This window comes from Rhodococcus sp. P-2, assembly GCF_016598535.1.
Classification (GTDB): Bacteria; Actinomycetota; Actinomycetes; order Mycobacteriales; family Mycobacteriaceae; genus Rhodococcus_F; species Rhodococcus_F baikonurensis.
Map to the genome: position 1 here is coordinate 4,041,429 of NZ_CP066779.1, position 18,141 is coordinate 4,059,569.

Here is an 18,141-nt window from a genome sequence, read left to right on the forward strand (position 1 = left end):
CTGTGACTGAGCGCACCCTCGTACTGATCAAGCCCGACGCCGTTGCCCGTGGATACGTAGGAGAAATCCTCAGCCGTATCGAGCGCAAAGGCCTGACAATTGCAGCACTCGACCTCCGCGTAGCTTCCGAAGAGGTGGCTGGTAGCCACTACGCAGAACACGCCGAGCGCCCGTTCTACCCGAGCTTGTTGGAGTTCATCACCTCCGGTCCGCTGGTGGCCGCAGTGCTCGAAGGCCCCCGCGCCATCGCTGCTTTCCGTCAGTTGGCCGGCGGAACCGACCCGGTAGACAAGGCTCTTCCGGGCACGATCCGCGGCGACTTCGGACTCGAAGCGCAGCAGAACCTCGTTCACGGCAGTGACTCCGTGGAGTCGGCAGAGCGCGAAATCGCTCTGTGGTTCCCCGCGCTGTCGTCCATCTGAATCTCCGATTCGGGCCTCCGGCCCACATGAACGGGCCTTGGGCCCACATCTCCACAGCGAATTCTCGGCACGTATCCCACATCGGTGCGCCCTTTGCAGTTGCAGGCGCATTGATGTGGGATACTGCTTTCAGTTGAACCGCAATTTGTTTTACGCACGTTCAACCGGATGACACCTAGGTTCGATGCCCTTTCATCGCTGCTCCAGGTCAACAGGAAATCCCTGGACCTCTGCACGCTGGATGATCAGGCGCTCGCGCACAGGACAACGGCCATCCAGCCAGGCACTTCATGTGCTCGCAGTGAATAACGGGCACTGCGATCCATGCGGAGCGAGACCTTACAATCTCGCACTCACTTCTGGGTGCGAGTACACACAGCACGCTCCCGCGTGGCCGCGTGACAACTCGACTTCTGGGTTGGACGCGCCCGGGGGCTGAGGAGACTTACGTGGCCGATCAATCCCCAACCGAATCAGATTCCAGCACCACCCCGGAATTTCCCGACAAGATGCGCGTACACGCGCTGGCGAAGCTGCTCGGTGTCACCAGCAAGCAGGTCCTTGCCGAAGCCGCAGCGCTCGGTACCGAGTTGCGTAGTGCGCAGTCGAGTCTCCAGCGTGACGTTGCCCAGCGGATTCACGCGTCGCTGACTTCCGCGGCCGAGGCCATCGAGCCGGTCGTCGCCGAGCTCGACACCCTCATCGACCCGGTTGTCGAGGCGCCTGTTGCCGAGGAGCCTGCTGCAGAAGCCCCCGCGGAGGCTCCTGTTGCAGAGGCTCCGGCCGAGAAGCCCGTGAGGGCTCGTCGAACCCGCAAAAAGGCAGTAGTTGTCGAAGAGCCGGCAGCCGAAGAAGCGGTGGATCCGGCTGTCGCCGAGATCAGCGCTGGACTTGACGCCGCTGCTGCGCTGCAGAGCAAGGAAGCCGAGCAGTCCGATCTGTTCACTTCCTTCGAGGCACCGCAGACCCATCAGCCCGAGGCGGCCCCCGCCGCGCCGCAGGTCCCGCTGTTCTTGCAGCCGGATCTCGAAGCAGCCGAGGCAGCTCCGCGTCGCCGTCGCGCTCGCCGCGAGCCCGCAGCACCGGCAGTCGTCGAAGAGAAGCAGACTGCGGAAACCGAAACAGTCGCACCCGAGGCCTCGCCGGTTACAGTTCCTGCCGTCGAAGAGCCGGCTGTGACCGCTCCGCAAACCGAGGGTGAGAGCGCCGAGTCCGATGACGAGGACGACGATCAGCCGCGTCGCCGTCGTCGTGGACGCCGTGGACGTGGCCGTGGCCGCGGAGAACAGGGTGGAGATCAGGGCAGCGAGCAGGGTTCGGACGAAGAGTCGGATACCGCTACCGACTCGGAGCAGGAATCTGCCCCTGTGGCAGTCGAGAAGCAAACCGAAGACGTTGCCGGCGAAGAATCCGGTGAGAAGTCCGAGTCCACCGCGGATGCGGATTCCGAGAACGCCGACGATTCCGATCTCGACGCCGACGGATCGAGCCGCCGTCGCCGTCGCCGTCGCCGTCGCAAGACCGGAACCGATGGAGCCACCGACGCGACTGCGACGTCCGAGGACGATCCGCCGAACACCGTCGTTCACGAGCGCGAACCTCGCAACAAGACCCGCGTCAAGGACGAGGTCCAGGGCATCAGTGGTTCGACGCGTCTGGAAGCGAAGCGTCAGCGTCGCCGCGACGGTCGTGACGCGGGCCGTCGTCGCCCGCCGATCCTGACCGAGTCGGAGTTCCTCGCCCGTCGTGAGGCCGTCGATCGCGTCATGGTTGTGCGCGATCGAGCAGACAGCGGTCAACCGCATGCGACTACACAGGTGGCAGTCCTCGAAGACGGAGTGCTGGTCGAGCACTTCGTCACCAACTCGGCATCAGCGTCGATGGTCGGCAACGTGTACCTCGGACGTGTTCAGAACGTGCTCCCCAGCATGGAAGCTGCGTTCATCGACATCGGACGTGGCCGCAACGGTGTTCTCTACGCCGGTGAGGTCAACTGGGAGGCCGCCGGTCTCGGTGGCAACTCGCGCAAGATCGAGCAGGCTCTCAAGCCTGGCGATCAGGTGCTCGTTCAGGTCAGCAAGGATCCGGTCGGTCACAAGGGTGCTCGACTGACCACACAGATTTCGCTTGCCGGTCGTTTCCTCGTCTACGTGCCCGGTGGTACGTCCACGGGTATCAGCCGCAAGCTTCCGGACACCGAGCGCAAGCGTCTCAAGGAAATCCTGCGCGACATCGTTCCCGCCGACGCCGGCGTGATCATCCGCACGGCGTCCGAGGGCGTCAGCGAAGAAGAGTTGGCGCGGGACGTGACTCGTCTGCAGGCTCAGTGGGCCGGCATCGAGGAGCAGGCCGCGGCTGCGGACACCGGCAAGTCCGGCAACCCGCAGGCGCTGTACGAAGAGCCTGACATGCTGGTCAAGGTCATTCGTGATCTGTTCAACGAGGACTTCTCCAAGCTGGTCATCGAGGGCGAGAAGGCGCATACGACGGTCGAGAACTACATCAACTCCGTTGCGCCCGACCTGCTTCCGCGGCTCGAGAAGTACACGCCGAACAACGGTATCGACGTCTTCGCGGCTCGCCGTATCGACGAGCAGTTGGCCAAGGCGCTCGATCGCAAGGTGTGGCTGCCGTCCGGCGGCACCCTGGTGATCGACCGCACCGAGGCCATGACTGTCGTCGACGTCAACACCGGCAAGTTCACCGGAGCCGGCGGAAACCTCGAAGAGACCGTCACTCGTAACAACCTCGAAGCAGCCGAGGAGATCGTTCGCCAGATGCGCCTGCGGGACATCGGCGGAATGATCGTCGTCGACTTCATCGACATGGTCCTCGAATCGAACCGGGACCTGGTTCTGCGTCGGCTCACCGAATGCCTGGGTCGCGATCGCACGCGCCATCAGGTGTCGGAGGTCACGTCACTCGGACTCGTGCAGATGACTCGCAAGAAGTTGGGTACCGGATTGGTCGAGGCCTTCTCGACTACCTGTGAGCACTGCCACGGCCGCGGCATCATCGTCCACTCCGAGCCCGTCGAGGTGAAGTCCTCGGACGACGGCGGATCGCGTTCGGGCTCGCAGCGCAGTGATTCCGGTACCTCGCGCAAGAACAAGCGTGGCCGCGGGGACAAGTCGGCTTCGACCGAATCCAACGGACAGGAAGCTCCGGCGCCGGAGGTTCCGGCCGTCGACGCGACGGTCAAGCGGGCTCATCCGGTGGCATTGGCGATGGCCTCGCATCACCACGAGGACGACGAGACCGTCGCGGCCGACTCGATCGAGTCCGATTCCGCTGGTACGTCTTCGGGGGACGATGCATCCAAAAGTGCCGATCGGCAACAGGATCGGCCGATCGATACTCCTGCTGCTACTGAGCGCCCTGACGTTTCTGTTGTGGACTCTGCTGCGGAAGAAGCTCCCGCAGTGGACAACGAGTCGGCTGCAGCTTCGGCCGAAGCAGCTCCGCGAGGTCGTCGGCGTAGTCGCCGGGCGTCGCGGGCAGCGTCGGCACCGGTTGCCGAGGCGGCTCCCGAGGTGGGCACGGTCTTCGTGATTCCGACTCCGGAACCCGCAGCGGAAGCGGTCGTGGAGAACGTCCAGGCTCCGGCCATCGAGGTTCCGGCCGAGGAAGAAGTTGTCGTCGTCAAGCGGCCTCGTCGCAGGCGTGCAGCAGCACGTCCCGCGGGTCCGCCGGTCGACGGAGAGTAAGAACTATCGGTTTCGGTCGGTTGGATGTCCTGGCGATGAGCGAGGGCATCCAACCGTTATCCGAAGTTTCAGCTGGTAGAAGCAGTACAGAGTAGTGAGCACCACCCCTCGGCGGGGCGGTTTGACCCTGACGGTTGCTTTCCCGTAACCTTGGAGGGTCGCCACCCGGCGGTAGAGATTCCGTGTGCCTAGAGTGCGCGTGAATGTCCCGGTACGTCAGTACCGAGCCGAGGTGACATAAACCAGACCAGTCGCGATGCATTTGAAGCCTCAGGCAGCAGCGCGAGCAAGTTCGAAGAAGCAAGGGGTAGCCCTCCGATGGCAACGTACGCGATCGTCAAGACCGGCGGAAAGCAGTACAAGGTCGCTGTTGGTGACCTCGTCAAGGTCGAGAAGATCGAGGGTGAGCCCGGCACTGCTGTCTCGCTTGCTCCCGTTCTCGTGGTCGACGGATCTGACCTGACCACCGACGCGGCCAAGCTGGCCAAGGTCGCAGTCACCAGTGAGATCGTCGAGCACACCAAGGGCCCGAAGATCCGCATCCACAAGTTCAAGAACAAGACCGGTTACCACAAGCGTCAGGGCCACAGGCAGCCGATCACGGTGCTCAAGGTCACGGGCATCAAGTAACCAGTTCTTTCTAGCTAATTTCACCCGAGGAGGGTCAATAGCATGGCACATAAGAAGGGTGCATCCAGCTCCCGTAACGGTCGCGATTCAAACGCCCAGCGCCTCGGCGTGAAGCGCTTCGGCGGCCAGTCGGTCAGCGCAGGCGAAATCCTGGTTCGCCAGCGCGGCACGCACTTCCACCCCGGCGTCAACGTCGGCCGTGGCGGCGACGACACCCTGTTCGCTCTCGCTGCCGGTGCAGTCGAGTTCGGTCAGAAGCGTGGACGCAAGACCGTGAACATCGTTCCGGCCGTCGTTGCGGCTGAGGTCTAGTCTTTCTCGCTAGTTGTGCGTCACCGGTTCTACTTTCGGTAAGAGAGTGACGCGTTCCAAGCTCCCGATAGGGGCGGACCAGGGTTGAAATAACCCGGTCCGCCCCTATCGTTTGTTTAAGCAGTACCTGTTTTCCCGAGCAACCCTGCTCACCAGAGTTCAGCTCATCGCGTGAGACCCGCAATTGACTGAGGAAGGATCCGGCAGTCATGTCCCGATTCATTGACCGTGTTGTGCTGCACGTCAGCGCTGGAAAAGGCGGCAATGGTTGCGCCTCCGTACACCGCGAGAAGTTCAAACCGCTCGGCGGTCCGGACGGTGCCAACGGAGGTCGCGGTGGCGACGTCATCCTCGTGGTCGACGAGAACATCCACACCCTCCTCGACTTTCACTTCCATCCCAACGCGAAGGCGACCAACGGCAAGCAGGGCGCCGGCAGTAACCGCGAGGGTGCAAACGGTGAAGATCTCATCCTCAAGGTTCCGGATGGAACTGTGGTTCTCGATACCGACGGCAACGTGCTGGCCGACCTCGTCGGTGTCGGCTCGCGCTACGACGCTGCTCAGGGCGGCCGCGGCGGACTCGGCAACGCGGCGCTCGCCTCGAAGGCCCGCAAGGCTCCCGGTTTCGCCCTCCTCGGTGAAGACGGTGTCGAACGTGACCTGGTTCTCGAACTCAAGTCGGTAGCCGACGTCGGTCTGCTCGGATTCCCCTCTGCCGGTAAGTCTTCGCTTGTGTCGGTTCTCTCTGCGGCCAAGCCGAAGATCGCCGACTACCCCTTCACCACTCTGGTCCCCAACCTCGGCGTCGTCTCGAGCGGTGACACCACGTTCACCGTCGCCGACGTGCCCGGGCTGATCCCCGGTGCCAGCGAAGGCCGCGGTCTGGGCCTGGACTTCCTGCGCCACATCGAACGCTGCGCCGTGTTGGCACACGTGATCGACTGCGCCACTCTCGATCCGGGACGTGACCCGATTTCCGACATCGACGCCTTGGAAGCGGAGCTGGCTGCATATACGCCCGCGCTCTCCGGCGACTCGGGACTCGGCGACCTCGACAAGCGTCCGCGGGTCGTCATCCTCAACAAGACTGACGTTCCCGAGGCAGCAGAGTTGGCCGAAATGGTCACGCCTGAGATCGAAGCGCGCGGGTGGCCTGTCTTCACCATCTCGGCGGTGAGCCGAGAAGGTTTGCGACCGTTGACTTTCGCGCTGGCGAAGATGGTCCGTGACTACCGCGAGGCTCATCCGAAGCCCGAGCCGAAGCGTCAGGTCATTCGCCCGGTCAAAGTCAAGGATTCCAGCTTCACCATCGAGAAGGATCCCGATATTCCCGGTGGGTTCGTCGTCCGCGGCACCCGCCCGGAGCGGTGGATTCGTCAGACCGCCTTCGACAACGACGAAGCCGTTGGTTACCTCGCCGACCGTCTTGCACGCTTGGGCGTCGAGGACGCATTGGTCAAGAAGGGTGCTCAGCCAGGAGCTTCCGTCACCATCGGTGACGTCAGCTTCGAGTGGGAGCCGATGACGCCGGCCGGTATCGATCTGACCCGTACGGGTCGCGGAACCGACCCGCGTCTCGATCAGGTGGAGCGAATCGGCGCAGACGAGCGCAAGCATGCTCGTCGCGTCCGCCGCGGCCTGCTCGACGAAGACGCCTGACTCACGCGATTTCAGGACGAAAACCGAAGAGAGGGAACGGGACTGTGCTCGGGTCCACCAGGGAGTCGATAGCGTCGGCTCACAGTATCGTCGTGAAGATCGGGTCGTCTGCACTCACCAGTCTGGTGGCGGGACTCGATACTCACCGACTCGATCTGTTGGCCGATGCCATCGAGGCACGCATGCGTGCGGGTTCCGATGTCGTCGTCGTCTCGTCCGGTGCCGTCGGCGCCGGACTGGCGCCGCTGGGACTGACCAAGCGACCGCGCGATCTCGCGACCAAGCAGGCTGCGGCCAGCGTCGGTCAGTTGGCGCTGGCTCACGCCTGGGGTACGTCGTTCGCCCGGTACGGGCGCACCGTCGGGCAGGTACTTCTCACGGCGGACGACATCGCTCGACGGACGCAGCACCGGAACGCTCAGCGGACGCTAGATCGTCTGCGGGTGTTGCACGCAGTCGCGATCGTGAACGAGAACGACACAGTTGCCACCACCGAACTTCGATTCGGTGACAACGATCGGCTGGCCGCTCTGGTTGCTCATCTCGTCGGCGCCGACGCGTTGATCCTGTTGTCGGATGTGGACGGCCTGTACGACGGCGATCCCCGAAAGGGCGATGCCACACTGATTCCCGAGGTCAACAGTCCCGAGGATCTCGACGGAGTCGTTGCCGGTTCGGGTGGCGCTCTCGGTACCGGAGGCATGGCGTCGAAACTCTCTGCAGCACGCCTGGCCGCTGATTCCGGAGTGCCGGTGCTGCTCGCGGCAGCCTCGGACGCTGCGCAGGCACTCAGTGGTGCCGACGTCGGGACGGCATTTGCGCCCAGGCCCACGCGATTGTCGGCCCGCCGATTCTGGGTCCGCCACGCCGCGGACACATCGGGTGACCTTCACCTGGACGAAGGCGCCGTTCGCGCGGTGGTGTCCAAGCGTCGAAGCCTGTTGTCGGCGGGCATCGTCGGTGTGTCCGGCGATTTCCATGCGGGCGACGTCGTGTCGCTGATGGGACCGGGGGAGAAGCCCGTCGCTCGGGGTGTCGTCGCATTCGACGCTGCGGAGATCGAGGAGATCCTGGGGCGCTCCACCGCCGATCTACCGGCAGACATGCAGCGTCCCGTGGTTCACGCGGACGACTTGGTGGCGCTGTAACTGTCGTGCTCGACCAGGGCGGAAAGTGCTTCAGCACAACCGACTTCGAGCTTGAGGTCGGCGAATTCGTCGCCGCGCGTCGTGCCACGATTCACGATGGCGATCGGCTTCCCAGCCTTGGCGGCATGCCGGACGAAACGTAGGCCGGACATCACCGTCAACGACGACCCGGCTACCAACAGTGCGTCGGCTTGGTCGACGAGTCCGTACGCCCTGGCAACACGTTCCTTCGGGACGGATTCACCGAAGTAGACGATGTCGGGTTTGAGTAACCCACCGCATACGTCGCAATCCACGACGCGAAAGTGTGCGGTGGATTCGATCACGGCATCTGCGTCGGGTGCGATCTCGACTCCTGTTGCAGCAGAGACTGTTTCGGCGAATCCAGGGTTGGCTTCTTCCAATCTCTCCGCGAGAGTGGTGCGGGAGATCAACCGCTGGCAGCTCAGGCATCGAACCTGCGCGTATGTGCCGTGGAGGTCGATGACGTTTCGAGCGCCGGCCTTGGTGTGCAGGAGATCGACGTTCTGGGTGATCACGCCGACAGCACGCCCTGTTCGCTCGAGTGTCGTGACGGCCCGGTGGCCCTGGTTGGGCCGCGAGCTGTCCATGTATCGCCAGCCGATGTGGTTGCGCGCCCAGTAGTGCCGTCGAAACGCCGCATCGCCGATGAACTGCTGGAACGTCATCGGATTGCGCGGTGGCGAATCAGGGCCGCGGTAGTCCGGGATTCCGGAGTCGGTGGAGATTCCTGCGCCGGTCAGAATTGCCAGGCGACGGCCGGCCAGGAGCTCGGGAAGGGCGTCGAGGCGGCTGTTGTCGGTAGGCACCGTTCCAGGATAGGCGCGTGTGCGAGACGGAGGCACGGAGGAAGTCCGAAATGTTCAATAGAACACGTGTGCGATCCCCAATACTCGTACGCATGAGCACAGTGAACCCAATCCCCGCTGGTTACCGCACGATCACTCCCTACCTCGCGGTGCCGGACGGTCATGCCGCACTCGACTACTACAAGCGAGCACTCGGAGCTGAGATTGTCGATGCGATGAACGCTCCTGACGGCTCCCTCATGCATGCGGAGATCCGGATCGGCGATTCGATGCTGCAGCTCTCGCAGGAGATGCCGGACTTCGGACTCAAATCACCACAGGACGGCTGGGTGCATTCGTCGATCGTCGTCTACACCGAGGACACGGACGAGTTTGTCGCTAGGGCCGTTGCTGAGGGAGGCACGCTGGTCACGGCTGTCGCCGATACGTTCTCGGGTGACCGGCATGGCGTTTTTCTCGATCCGTTCGGTCACCGATGGGCAGTCTGCACGAAGGTCGAGGACGTACCAGCCGAGGAAGTCGCTCGCCGGGCGCGGGCGCTCTTCTTCCCTGATACGGAGTCGCCACAGTAATTCGTGGTAACCGTCGTCTGAGCATTCGAGCTTCGACGGCGTGCTCAGTATCCGGCGACCGGGTCCACGAGGGCAGCCAGCGCCTCGCCCTTCGCGAAGCGGGTCACGTTCTTGGAGACGTGATCCGCGAACGCGGCGGGGCGAACGCCCGGCGGATTTGAATCATGGGGTGTGATGATCGCATTCGTCAGATCCCACAGAGGGTGACCGTCCGGGAGGGGTTCGGGATCGGTGACGTCGAGACCAGCGCCGCCGATCCGTTCCGACTCGATTGCCTCGACCAGCGCGTCGGTGTCCACCAGTGATCCGCGCGCGACATTGATCACCCAGGAATGGGGTTGCATCTCCGCCAACTGCGCACGGCCCACGAGGTGACGGGTAGCCGGGGTGGCGGGCGCTGCGATCACGAAGTGATCTGCGCGAGAATATATTTCATCCATCCTGGATGCGGGGTACGTCGAGATCGCCCCGGGGACAGGGCTACCGGAACGATTGACTGCGATGCTGTCCGCCCCCTGCGCGGCCAGCATCGGAATCAGCGCGCGGCCGATACCGCCTGCGCCGATGATCGCAACGGTCGAACCACGGAGTGTGCCGATCTTGGGAAAGAACTCGAACTGACGCCACGTTCGAGCCTCGATGTGCGCAGGCAGGTGACGAACTCCGGCCAACAGCAGCATGAGCGCGTGCTCGGCCACCGATGGCGAAAACGCGCCGGCCGCCGAGGTCCACGTGATATCGGTGTCCTTCGGAATCACACCGGAGTCGAACCAATCTTCGATTCCGGCCGACGGCAGCTGCACCCACCTGACCGACGCCGGTAACTCCGACGGAAAGGTTTCGGGTGAGCCCGCCCAGATCAGGGCGTCGGCAGTGTCGATCGGACTGATCAGACCACCGCCCCGAAGCACCGCGCTGTCGAGCAGTGCATCGGGGACGGGGCCGATCGCTACGCGTGGAGAGGTGTCAGTCGCCATGACTAGACGCTACGCGGGGACCTCCACCAGTGGGTAGACACCGTTCTCGTCGTGTACCTCACGCCCGGTGACCGGCGGATTGAACACACAGAGCATGCGCATCTGCGTATCGGGCTCGACGCGGTGACGCTCGTGGCCGTTGAGCAGGTACATCGACCCCGGCGCGAGATCGTATTCCTCGTTGTTGTCCAGGTCGATCAGCTTGCCGGTGCCCTCGACGAGCCAGACCGCCTCGACGTGGTTGGCGTAGTGGAACTCGTTGACCGAGCCTGCCTTGATGGTGGTTTCGTGGAACGAGAACCCGACGCGGTCGCCGCCGAGGACGATGCGCTTGCTGCGCCAGTTTCCGTCCTCACTCGTGATGTCGCGGTCGGTGTCGGTGATCTCGGTGGTGGTGCGAACGATCATGGGAGAGTCCTTCCTCTAGCTGCAGACCTTGAGTGTCGCCTCGGCCAGGATGGAGAGGCCGTGCTCGAGCTCGTCGTCGGTAATCGTCAGTGCCGGAAGCAGTTTCACAACCTGGTCAGAGGGTCCGGAGGTCTCGGCGAGCAATCCCTCGTCGAATGCCAGTTGGCAGACCTTGCCGGCGCGCTCGGGCTGTTCGAAGACGAGGCCCTGAACCAGGCCGCGTCCACGGTGCGAGACCTCGCCGGGGAACTGATCGGAGAGATTGGCGAAGCATTCGCTGATGCGTGCGCCCTTCTTCAACGTCGTCTTGGTGAGTGCGTCGTCGGACCAGTAGTGATCGAGTGCCACCTTGGAGGTGACGAACGCGGGGTTGTTGCCACGGAAGGTGCCGTTGTGCTCACCCGGGCCCCAGACGTCGAGTTCACGCTTGAACAGCGTGAGCGCCATGGGCATTCCGTAGCCACCGATCGACTTGGACAGTGTGACGATGTCGGGAACGATTCCGGCCTCTTCGAAGGAGAAGAACGGGCCGGTGCGACCGCAACCCATCTGGACGTCGTCGACGATCAGCAGGATGCCGCGGTCCGAGCACAGCGTTGCCAGTGCTCGAAGCCATTCGGGACGAGCGACATTGACGCCGCCTTCACCCTGCACGGTTTCGACGATGACTGCCGCGGGACGGTTGATTCCACTGCCGGAATCGTCGAGAACGCGAGAGAACCACTGGAAGTCCTCGGTGACGCCGTCGAAGTAGTTGTCGAAGGGCATCGGTGTCGTGTGCACAAGGGGGACACCGGCGCCCGCGCGCTTCATCGAGTTGCCGGTCACGGAGAGTGCACCGAGTGTCATCCCGTGAAATGCGTTGGTGAAGTTGATGACTGCCGAACGTCCGGTGACCTTGCGGGCCAGCTTCAGTGCAGCCTCAACGGTGTTCGATCCGGTCGGGCCGGGGAACTGGACCTTGTAGTCCAGGCCGCGCGGCTCGAGGATGTTGCGTTGAAAGGTCTCGAGGAACTCACGCTTGGCGACTGTCGACATGTCGAGGCCGTGTGTGATGCCATCGCTCATGATGTAGTCGACCAGTGCAGATTTGAGCACCGGGTTGTTGTGACCGTAATTGAGGGCGCCGGCACCGGCGAAGAAATCGAGGTAGTCGCGCCCGTTTTCGTCACGAATCCACGATCCGGATGCGCTGGTGAACACTGCAGGCCAGTCACGGCAGTAGCTGCGAACCTCGGACTCGAGGGTTTCGAAAATGCTTGCTTCGTTGATATTCATATCTTCTTTGTTCCTCCGGGGCATGCTGTATGCCGAGCGCGAAGTGCGCTAGGCGCCGATCGTGTAAAGATCTTCGGCTTCGTGTCCATCGGGAAAATCATTGGGCGAGAACAAGTTCTGCCTGGTTATCGGTACTTCGCGCCGACGTGCGAGCGCGGTGAAGAGTGCGATCGAAGCCTCGTTGTCGGGGCTGATCGTCGTCTCCAGATGTGTAACACCCAGCGGGGCAGTGCGATCCATCAAGTCGGACAGCATGCGGGCAGCAATTGCCTTGCCGCGCTGGTCTTCGTCGACCGCAACTTGCCACACGAACAGGGTTTCCTGTGCGCTGGGGCGGGTGTAACCGGAAACGAATCCGACTACACGGCCGTCCACCTCTGCGACGATGGACGTCGCGCTGAAATCCCTGCACCACAACAGGTATGCATAACTCGAATTGAGGTCGAGCACCTTCGAATCACGTGCGATCTCCCAGAGCCGGACTCCGTCATCGATCTGTGGGCTTCTGAACAACACCGCGTCCGGCGCGGTGGTCGGGATAGCTCTCGTATCAACAGGCTTCATCGGTCATCTGAACGTAACAATCATTGCTGTCGAAGTCATGCAGATGTCCGTTTCGGGCCGTGCGGAACCCGTTGCGCCCCAGGTGAGGACATGAATGTGATGGTGCTCACATTATGTAACTTTTGCCGTTGTCCGAGCGACTATTTCGGGCAAAAACTCGCTATTTCGGGCTCGCGAGCGCCAATGGAAGTACCGAATGGGCGCCGGCCTGCCGAAGTGCGCGTGCGGCCATCGTGAAAGTCCAACCGGTGTCGGCGATTGCGTCGACAAGAAGTATTGGTCCCTGATGAGTACTCATGTCCGGGACTTCCCAAACATCGACCAGTCCGGACACGCGATAGGCGGAGTTCGCTGCTGACACCGGAGGGTGGTCGGGTCGCAAGCGAAGGGTGCCGAGGTCGGTCAATCGCCCGACCTCGGCCAACTTGGCGGCCAGGCTCGACACCAGCAACGGATGCGTCGTGGATTCGAGGGCCATGACACCGGTGGGGCGCTCGGCCCAATTCCAGGCCGCCAGAACACTGATACACGCGCTGACCACCGCATCGGGCACCTCGGCGTCGGGGCTGTCGAAAAGCGCGCGGAGACGTTGGCCCCAGCCCAGATCCGACATCCGTCCGAGAATGCGCCCGGTTTCCGGACCCTCGGTGATCTTCCCGGACAGCTTGACACCCAGCTTGCTCAGGCCGGTCGGCCACATCTTGCGCGGCTCCAGGTCGAATCCGGGCCGCTGCAGGCGCGCCCGAGTCTCGTCGAGGGCGGTGGTGTCGACAGTGGTGTCGTAGCGATTGCCGGTGCAGTTGTCACAGCGACCGCACTGTGAGTTCTCCGACGTCAGGCCCGGATCGTCGAGTTGTTCACGCAGGAAGGTCATTCGACACGTCGTGATGCTCTGGTACTCCACCATTGCGGCCTGCTCGGCCTGGCGAGCGTCGTCGAGTCGGCCGTAGCGCTCGGCGTCGTACACCCAAGGTTCTCCGGTGCTGATCCAACCACCCTTCACTCGTTTCACCGCGCCGTCGACGTCGAGGACTTTGAGGACCATTTCGAGACGGGTGCGATTGAGTTCCACCAGCGGTTCGAGTGCCGGTGTCGACGTGGCCTTTTCGGTGTCGAGGTGTTCGATGACGCTGCGGACCAGGTGCTCGCGGGGGAAGGCGACCGAGGCGAAGTAGCTCCAGATCTGCTTGTCCTCGGCGCCCGGCAGGAGGATTACGTCTGCTCTGTCGGTGGACCGACCGGCGCGGCCCACCTGCTGGTAGTACGAGATCGGCGACGACGGTGCGCCCAGGTGGACGACGAACCCGAGATCGGGCTTGTCGAAGCCCATCCCGAGGGCCGAGGTGGCCACCAGCGCCTTGACGCGATTGCCCAACAAGTCCTGCTCGAGGGATTCACGTTCAGTGGGATCGGTCTGGCCCGTGTAGGCGGCGACGGTATGGCCGCGCTCGGAGAGCAGGCTTGCGAGGTCGCGAGCGGCCGAAACCGTCAGCGTGTAGATGATGCCCGATCCCGGCAGCGTCTCGAGCATGTCGGCAAGCCAGGCAGCGCGCGCCGTCGCCTCCGGAATGTGGACTACAGAGAGGTGAAGTGACTCGCGTTCGAGCCCGCCGCGAAGGACGAGGGTTTCCTCGCCGCCGACGCCCAGCTGGGCGGACACGTCCTCGACAACGCGGTTGTTGGCCGTTGCCGTGGTCGCGAGGACGGGAATGCCCTCGCCGAGTTCGGCGATCAACGTCCTGATGCGCCGGTAGTCGGGACGGAAGTCGTGTCCCCAGTCGGAAACACAGTGAGCCTCGTCGACCACGACCAGGCCGGCGTCGGCTGCCAGGGCCGGGAGCACCTGATCGCGGAAGTCGGGGTTGTTCAGGCGCTCTGGGCTGACCAGAAGTACGTCGAGATCATTGGCTGCGACGCGGGCGTGGATGTCGTCCCATTCGGTGACGTTGCCCGAGTTGATGGTTGCGGCTCGCACTCCGGCACGCTCGGCAGAGCTGACCTGGTTTCGCATCAGGGCCAACAAGGGCGAGACGATGACCGTCGGGCCGTGACCTGTTGCCCGGAGCAGCTTCGCCGAGATGAAGTAGACCGCCGACTTGCCCCAGCCCGTCCGCTGGACGACGAGGGCGCGTTTGCGTTGCACCACCAAGGCCTCGATGGCAGTCCACTGGTCCTCGCGTAGGCGGGCATCCGGCCCCGCGAGTTCGCGGAGCAGCCGCTCGGCTTCGTCGCGCATGGCTGGGGCAGTGGCGGTGGTCATGGACCCCATGGTGCACGACCCTGCCGACACGTGCGGGCTTCAGGGCTTGGCAACAGGTTCCTGCAGCTCGGTGACCCAGCCGTCGACGTCCTCCGGGCACGCCAGCGTCACCTCACGGCTGGGGCCGGCATTGCGGTATCCCGCTGCGTCGATCCACTGAGCCAAGGCCTGATATGCGGGCAGGCAGTTGTCCATCGACCCCTTGTGCAGCAGCGAAGCCACCTGAGCTTGGGCCTGCAGGTCGACGACCGCGAACTCGTAGTCGCCCTCGGGGTCCGCGTCGACCGGCAGCGCGGCATGCACCACGACGTTCTCGTCGTCGCCGGCATCCTCGTAGTACGCGAGCGCAGGTCCGATCGGGACGACACCGGCACGATCCAAACCGGTACACAGCCGCTCGTACAGCCCGCGAACCACCGGGCCGATCGACGACGGATCCATCGTCTTGGCGGTACCGGTCAACTCCGCGACCCGCAGCGCCGGAACGGACTTGATCACAACCTCGTATGCGGACATCTGTCCCTCACTTTCGATGATGCGGAGGCGCGCCTGCACGTGCGCCAGTCGCGCGGTGTCTTCCTGGATTCGGGTCTCGAGTTCTGCTCGGCGAAGCATGAGCATCCCGCGGATCTCGTCGACCGTGACCGCCGACTCCACCACCTGCTGGACCTGGGCCAGGGTCAGGCCCAACTCCTTGAGCGCGACGATGCGGTTGAGCGACGCCAACTGGCCGGCAGTGTACGAGCGGTACCCGGTGGAGGCGTCGACCCTCGCCGGTGTGAGCAGGCCGATGGCGTCGTAGTGGCGGAGCATGCGCACCGACACACGACCTGCTCTCGCGAAGTCTCCGATGCTCAACATGGTTGCTCGCCCCGTTTCTCCCTCACCAACCCGATACCTACAGGTTTAGAACCTCACACGGTGTCAGAGTCAAGCCGAGTTTGCTGTGTCAGAGTCAAGCTGTCGGTTCAGGACTTTTTCGATCGCAGCGCGAGTAGGCGACGACACCGAGGCGCCGCGAACCGTCGTCGCCAGGCTTCCCGCCGTGGCCGCAAACTGCAGGGCGCGGTCCTGGTCCTGCACCCACTCCACGGCGAAGGCCCCGGTGAAGGCATCGCCTGCGCCGGTGGTGTCGACGGGTGTCACGGTAGGGGAGTCGGCGTGGACGGTCACATCGCCGGACCGAAGATCCGCGCCGCCCGCTCCGAGCGTCGTGACGAGGTGCGCGACGCGACCTGTGACCGCGGCCAACTGCTCCGACTCGGTCTGGTTCACGATCAAGATGTCGACTGCATCGATCAGTGGATCCGGAAGTTCTTGAACGGGAGATGGATTCAGGATGACGGTCGTTCCGTTGTCGTGCGCGTGCTGGGCTGCTGCGGTGACCGTGTCGAGTGGTATTTCGAGTTGGCACAGGAGAACGTCGGCGTGTGCGATCGCGGCGAGGTCTGCTTCGGACAACGAGGTGATCGAGGAATTGGCGCCCGGGACGACGATGATGTTGTTCTCCGCGTCTTCGCTCACGGTGATGGCCGCGACGCCACTCGGGCCGTCGACGTCCCGTAGCAGTGCGGTGTCGACCCTGGCGTCTTGCAGGGTCTCGCGCAACTGGGTGCCGAAACCGTCGTCGCCGACCGCGCCGATGAAGGACACGTCCCCACCGGCCTTCGCGGCGGCGATGGCCTGGTTACTGCCTTTGCCTCCCGCCGTGGTGGCAAAGGCAGTGCCGAGCAGTGTTTCTCCCGGAGCGGGAAATCTGGCCACTGACGTGGTCAGGTCCATGTTGATACTGCCGACGACGACGATTCGAGGCGTGCTCATACCTCGAGGTTATCGGCCTTCATTCTCTTTCGGCGAACCTTCCGGATGATCCGGCGTGCTTCCTCGTCGGTGGCGACGGCGGGTGGCGAACCGTCGAGTGGCTTGCGTGCCGTCTCGGGGATGAGCAGTACCGCGATACCGCCGATCACTGCGGCGATCATCATGTACATCGGCGCGACCAAGTTGCTGCCCGTTGCACTTTCGAGAGCTGTCAGCACCAGGGGAGTGGTCCCGCCGAAGATGGAGACCGCGAGGTTGTATCCGATTGCCAAGCCGCCGTACCTGATTCCGGTCGGAAAGAGTGCGGGAAGCACGGACGGGAACACTCCGACGAACAGCAGGAGCAGGCCGCCGAGAATTGCGAGTCCCAGGAAGACCGTCACGTAGTTGCCGACGCCGATCAACAGGTAAGCGGGCAGGGACAGGACGAAGAATCCGATGAAACCGCTGAGCAGCAAGGGTTTACGCCCGACGCGGTCCGAGAACTTTCCGACGTAGCTGATTCCCATCATCATCACGATCATGACGATGATCATCAGAACGAGTCCGTGGGACTCGTCGTAACCCAAGGTGTTGGTCAGATACGTGGGCATGTAGCTGAGCAGGCCGTAGTGAGCGATGTTGTACGTGGCCACCAGGACGATGCACAGAACAAGGGGACGCCAGTTGTCGACGAGAGTTTCGCGCAGTTTCTTGCCGGTGGATTCGTCTGCGAGGGAGCGCTCTTCGGCCTGCTCCATCATCTGGAATGCGGGAGTTTCTTCCAGGCGCAGACGAAGGTACAGGCCGATGAGACCCAGCGGGCCGGCAATGAGGAAGGGGATTCGCCAGCCCCACTGGAGGAGATCCTCGGCGCTGACGACGGTCTGGATGATCGTCACGATGCCTGCTGCCGCCACATATCCTGCCAGAGTCCCGAATTCGAGGAAGCTGGCGAAGAAACCGCGCCGCTTGTCCGGTGCGTATTCGGCGACGAACGTACTGGCCCCGCCGTATTCGCCGCCTGTGGAAAAGCCCTGCAACAGGCGTAGGAGTACCAGCAGGATCGGGGCGGCGATACCGATGGACTCGTAGCTCGGGATGAGGCCGATGGCGAAGGTGCTGCCCGCCATCAGAATGATCGTGGTGGCCAGGACTTTCTTGCGCCCGATGCGGTCACCGAGTGGGCCGAAGAACAGTCCGCCGAGAGGGCGGACGATGAAGGCTGCTGCAAAGATTGCAAAGGTCGAGAGGAGTTGAGCGCTGCCGCTCGCCTCCGGGAAGAACACTTTTCCGATAGTGGTAGCTAGATATGCGTAAACGCCGAAATCGAACCACTCCATGGCATTTCCGAGCATCGTCGCCTTGACAGCGCGTTTGACGGACGCATTGTCGGTGACGCAGACATCGGGTGATTCGGCCACTTCGAGAGCGCTGATCGAGTTCTCTGGTGTAGTCATGACATGCGCTCCCCAGCGCAATCATCGAACCGAGCGGGGCACGTACCTGATGCACGCATCTTTTCGTTGCCCACTCGCCGATGAGCCGGTCGGGAAATCGAGCGTCCGCGTG

16 protein-coding genes are annotated in these 18,141 nt (G+C 63.3%); 7 read left to right on the forward strand and 9 right to left on the reverse strand.

Annotated elements, in window-relative coordinates; all coding sequences use genetic code 11:
* Window positions 1-2: 2 nt before the first annotated feature.
* The 6 genes from ndk (at window position 3) to proB (ending at window position 7,880) form a co-directional block, all read left to right on the forward strand.
* The gene (ndk, locus tag I7X09_RS19110) at window positions 3-422 is read left to right on the forward strand and encodes a nucleoside-diphosphate kinase (RefSeq protein ID WP_003944527.1); all 420 of its coding nucleotides are present in this window, start codon (window positions 3-5) and stop codon (window positions 420-422) included.
* A 449-nt stretch (window positions 423-871) separates the two neighbouring features.
* The gene (locus I7X09_RS19115; RefSeq protein WP_200313291.1) at window positions 872-4,129 is read left to right on the forward strand and encodes a translation initiation factor IF-2 N-terminal domain-containing protein; all 3,258 of its coding nucleotides are present in this window, start codon (window positions 872-874) and stop codon (window positions 4,127-4,129) included.
* Window positions 4,130-4,447: 318 nt separating this feature from the next.
* Window positions 4,448-4,759, forward strand: coding sequence for a 50S ribosomal protein L21 (gene rplU, locus I7X09_RS19120; protein ID WP_003944533.1), 312 nt, complete (start codon window positions 4,448-4,450; stop codon window positions 4,757-4,759).
* Between the two features lie 42 nt (window positions 4,760-4,801).
* Window positions 4,802-5,071: a 50S ribosomal protein L27 gene (gene rpmA / locus I7X09_RS19125; RefSeq protein WP_003944532.1), complete on the forward strand. Its 270-nt coding sequence runs from the start codon at window positions 4,802-4,804 to the stop codon at window positions 5,069-5,071.
* Window positions 5,072-5,280: 209 nt separating this feature from the next.
* Complete coding sequence (obgE, locus tag I7X09_RS19130; RefSeq protein ID WP_019749068.1) at window positions 5,281-6,732, forward strand: GTPase ObgE; 1,452 nt, start codon at window positions 5,281-5,283, stop codon at window positions 6,730-6,732.
* Window positions 6,733-6,776: 44 nt separating this feature from the next.
* Window positions 6,777-7,880: a glutamate 5-kinase gene (gene proB, locus I7X09_RS19135; RefSeq protein ID WP_166811430.1), complete on the forward strand. Its 1,104-nt coding sequence runs from the start codon at window positions 6,777-6,779 to the stop codon at window positions 7,878-7,880.
* Here the strand turns inward: proB and I7X09_RS19140 are convergent.
* Complete coding sequence (locus tag I7X09_RS19140; RefSeq protein WP_200313292.1) at window positions 7,853-8,710, reverse strand: NAD-dependent protein deacetylase; 858 nt, start codon at window positions 8,708-8,710, stop codon at window positions 7,853-7,855. The genes proB and I7X09_RS19140 overlap by 28 nt on opposite strands.
* Window positions 8,711-8,760: 50 nt before the next feature.
* Between I7X09_RS19140 and I7X09_RS19145 the strand changes: the two genes are divergently transcribed.
* On the forward strand, window positions 8,761-9,282 hold the full coding sequence (locus I7X09_RS19145; RefSeq protein WP_200313293.1) for a VOC family protein: 522 nt from the start codon (window positions 8,761-8,763) through the stop codon (window positions 9,280-9,282).
* Between the two features lie 44 nt (window positions 9,283-9,326).
* Here I7X09_RS19145 and I7X09_RS19150 read toward each other — a convergent pair whose 3' ends face one another.
* The 8 genes from I7X09_RS19150 to I7X09_RS19180 all read right to left on the reverse strand — a co-directional run bounded on the left by I7X09_RS19150 (window position 9,327) and on the right by I7X09_RS19180 (window position 18,029).
* Window positions 9,327-10,259: a D-isomer specific 2-hydroxyacid dehydrogenase family protein gene (locus tag I7X09_RS19150; RefSeq protein ID WP_200313294.1), complete on the reverse strand. Its 933-nt coding sequence runs from the start codon at window positions 10,257-10,259 to the stop codon at window positions 9,327-9,329.
* Between the two features lie 9 nt (window positions 10,260-10,268).
* Window positions 10,269-10,667, reverse strand: coding sequence for an ectoine synthase (locus tag I7X09_RS19155; RefSeq protein WP_095969734.1), 399 nt, complete (start codon window positions 10,665-10,667; stop codon window positions 10,269-10,271).
* 15 nt (window positions 10,668-10,682) lie between these two features.
* Window positions 10,683-11,945 carry a diaminobutyrate--2-oxoglutarate transaminase gene (gene ectB / locus I7X09_RS19160; RefSeq protein ID WP_234036631.1) on the reverse strand — a complete coding sequence of 421 codons (1,263 nt, stop codon included), beginning with the start codon at window positions 11,943-11,945 and terminating at the stop codon, window positions 10,683-10,685.
* Window positions 11,946-11,993: 48 nt separating this feature from the next.
* Window positions 11,994-12,509, reverse strand: coding sequence for a diaminobutyrate acetyltransferase (gene ectA, locus I7X09_RS29470; RefSeq protein WP_234036632.1), 516 nt, complete (start codon window positions 12,507-12,509; stop codon window positions 11,994-11,996).
* Window positions 12,510-12,669: 160 nt separating this feature from the next.
* Entirely contained in the window at window positions 12,670-14,769 is a 2,100-nt protein-coding gene (locus I7X09_RS19165) for a RecQ family ATP-dependent DNA helicase (protein WP_200313295.1), read from the reverse strand.
* A gap of 39 nt (window positions 14,770-14,808) precedes the next feature.
* Entirely contained in the window at window positions 14,809-15,630 is an 822-nt protein-coding gene (locus I7X09_RS19170) for a MerR family transcriptional regulator (protein ID WP_200313296.1), read from the reverse strand.
* Between the two features lie 69 nt (window positions 15,631-15,699).
* Window positions 15,700-16,590 carry a ribokinase gene (locus I7X09_RS19175; RefSeq protein WP_200313297.1) on the reverse strand — a complete coding sequence of 297 codons (891 nt, stop codon included), beginning with the start codon at window positions 16,588-16,590 and terminating at the stop codon, window positions 15,700-15,702.
* Window positions 16,587-18,029: an MFS transporter gene (locus tag I7X09_RS19180; protein WP_095969738.1), complete on the reverse strand. Its 1,443-nt coding sequence runs from the start codon at window positions 18,027-18,029 to the stop codon at window positions 16,587-16,589. The genes I7X09_RS19175 and I7X09_RS19180 overlap by 4 nt, the downstream gene beginning before the upstream one ends.
* Window positions 18,030-18,141: the final 112 nt, after the last annotated feature.

Coding starts and splice junctions, on each gene's coding strand:
- rplU (WP_003944533.1), top strand. CDS start 4,448: ATGGCAACGTACGCGATCGTCAAGACCGGCGGAAAGCAGTACAAGGTC.
- rpmA (WP_003944532.1), top strand. CDS start 4,802: ATGGCACATAAGAAGGGTGCATCCAGCTCCCGTAACGGTCGCGATTCA.
- obgE (WP_019749068.1), top strand. CDS start 5,281: ATGTCCCGATTCATTGACCGTGTTGTGCTGCACGTCAGCGCTGGAAAA.
- I7X09_RS19145 (WP_200313293.1), top strand. CDS start 8,761: ATGTTCAATAGAACACGTGTGCGATCCCCAATACTCGTACGCATGAGC.
- I7X09_RS19150 (WP_200313294.1), bottom strand. CDS start 10,259: ATGGCGACTGACACCTCTCCACGCGTAGCGATCGGCCCCGTCCCCGAT.
- I7X09_RS19155 (WP_095969734.1), bottom strand. CDS start 10,667: ATGATCGTTCGCACCACCACCGAGATCACCGACACCGACCGCGACATC.
- ectB (WP_234036631.1), bottom strand. CDS start 11,945: ATGAATATCAACGAAGCAAGCATTTTCGAAACCCTCGAGTCCGAGGTT.
- ectA (WP_234036632.1), bottom strand. CDS start 12,509: ATGAAGCCTGTTGATACGAGAGCTATCCCGACCACCGCGCCGGACGCG.
- I7X09_RS19165 (WP_200313295.1), bottom strand. CDS start 14,769: ATGACCACCGCCACTGCCCCAGCCATGCGCGACGAAGCCGAGCGGCTG.
- I7X09_RS19170 (WP_200313296.1), bottom strand. CDS start 15,630: ATGTTGAGCATCGGAGACTTCGCGAGAGCAGGTCGTGTGTCGGTGCGC.
- I7X09_RS19175 (WP_200313297.1), bottom strand. CDS start 16,590: ATGAGCACGCCTCGAATCGTCGTCGTCGGCAGTATCAACATGGACCTG.
- I7X09_RS19180 (WP_095969738.1), bottom strand. CDS start 18,029: ATGACTACACCAGAGAACTCGATCAGCGCTCTCGAAGTGGCCGAATCA.